3 protein-coding genes are annotated in these 1,852 nt (G+C 40.8%); all 3 read right to left on the bottom strand.

The genetic code is table 11. The features are described 5' to 3' along the window. Positions 1 to 1,179 (bottom strand): lactose-specific PTS transporter subunit EIIC (locus ABT299_RS52550; protein ID WP_500255462.1); only part of this gene is annotated, 1,179 nt, incomplete at its 3' end. 72 nt (positions 1,180 to 1,251) lie between these two features. After that, a complete protein-coding gene (locus ABT299_RS52545) occupies positions 1,252 to 1,500 on the bottom strand; it encodes a PTS lactose/cellobiose transporter subunit IIA (RefSeq protein WP_500255461.1) in 249 nt (82 codons plus the stop codon). A gap of 27 nt (positions 1,501 to 1,527) precedes the next feature. Further along, a partial coding sequence (locus tag ABT299_RS52540) for a hypothetical protein (protein WP_500255460.1) occupies positions 1,528 to 1,852 on the bottom strand: 325 nt, incomplete at its 5' end.

The following is a 1,852-nucleotide window of genomic DNA, read 5'->3' as shown; positions in this document are numbered from 1 at the left end:
GATAAATGATAGAACTTGGAAGTTAGTACCGAGTACAATTCCCAACGGACCAGGAGTAACCCATGGAAGGTTGGCAGAGAATGAGTTCATGTTCAATGTGTCAACAAAGAATTTAAAGATCCAAACGTTGACAATCGGAGTGAAAATGAACGGTACAAAGAAAATCGGATTCAATACGATTGGTGCACCAAATAAGATTGGCTCATTAACCCCAAAGAATGTTGGAACAACTGAGGCACGTCCGATGGCACGGTTACGATCTGATTTACAAATCCACATGAACAAGAATGGAACAATCAATGTAGCTCCTGTTCCACCCATGGTAGCAATAAACATTTGAGTACCAGAAGTGATAACTTTATCTGCATGTTGTCCATTTTGGATAAGATGCAAGTTGACATCGATATTGGCATAAGTGATAGCAGCGATTGCTGGTTCGACAATTGAAGGACCGTGAATACCAACAAACCAGAAGAAGGCATAAGCACCAAAGATAAGTGTAATTCCAAGGTAACCATCTGCAGCTGAGAAAAGAGGAGCAATAAGGGTACCGATTGATTCTGCAACAGTTACACCAAGAGTTCCCTTAACAAGGAGTTCAAGTCCATATAGGAGAACAACTGAGACGGTGAACGGAATCAAGTCCTTAAATACTTGAGAGATATTTGGTGGAACATCTTCAGGCATACGAATGGTAACATTATTTTTTACACAGACTTTATAAACATTAACTGTCACAAAGGCTGCGATAAATGCTGTCAAAAGGCCTTTTGTTCCCATGAAGGCTGTCAAGAAGCCTCCTTCTTTTGCAGGCTCAGCTGCCATCAAAAGGAACCCTACCATAGACGCTAGCATCGTAGATAAGAAGTTAATCTGATTGGTCGCAGGTAGGTCACGGTTCTTTGAGTCCGTCAAAGCTTTAGCGGTAGTACCACCAACAAAGAATGCTAGGATACCCATCGAATAGCTATAAGGAGTCATCAAGAAGGTCTCAATGTCTTTTGACCAGTGGAATCCCCAAGCATTTGGGACATAGGCAATAAGGATAAAGATAGATGAGAAAAGGATGACTGGCATACCAGCAATAAATCCATCACGAATAGCACGAAGATAGATGTTTCGAGAGATTTTCTCAAAGAATGGTTTCCCTTTCTCAATAAGTTCAATGAGTTTATGCATTAATTACTTTGCTCCTCTTTTATAAAGTTCGATGAGGTGATGAATCACATCTTTTAATAAGATCGTAGTCATCTAGTGATCCTGACCATGCATCATAGTAACACTGTATGGAAGTTCCTCTCCAGAAGCTTCTCGAGCCAACATACCTGTCTGAGAACTGTGAGCCTCTGCAATACAGCTTCCTGCTTCTACTACAAGACTATCTGCCTTAGCGAAATCACCATTTTCAGCCGCTTTAAGCGCTTCTAAAAGCTTAGAGCGAGCATCTCCAGCATAAGCAACAATTTCAAACCCTAAGAGAGTCATCTCTTCTCTGTTCACATCAATATCCTCCGTTTTATGTTTTTACTATACTTTATCAGTCCATGGACTAGCTGTTTTAACAAGAACTTTGTTAAGTTCATCAATATTTTCGAATCCAGTAGTACGCAACCATTCACGTGCTGCTTTTTCACCTTCTTTGATGTAAGGTTCTACAGATCCTGCCCAAGTAGCACGTCCACAAAGCACCCCATTAAACTTGGCACCTGAGTCGTGAGCAAATTGCAATGTTTCTTGGAACAATTTAGCAGATACACCTGCACTTAGGTAGATGTATGGAAGGTTAGTCGCTTCTTCTTGTGCTTTAAAGAAGTCAGCAGCTTCAGCTTTACTGTAAACCACTTCACCATCA

Source organism: Spirillospora sp. NPDC000708 (assembly GCF_040299565.1).
Lineage (GTDB): Bacteria > Actinomycetota > Actinomycetes > Streptosporangiales > Streptosporangiaceae > Spirillospora.
This window is presented reverse-complemented; position numbering and strand designations above follow the sequence as displayed.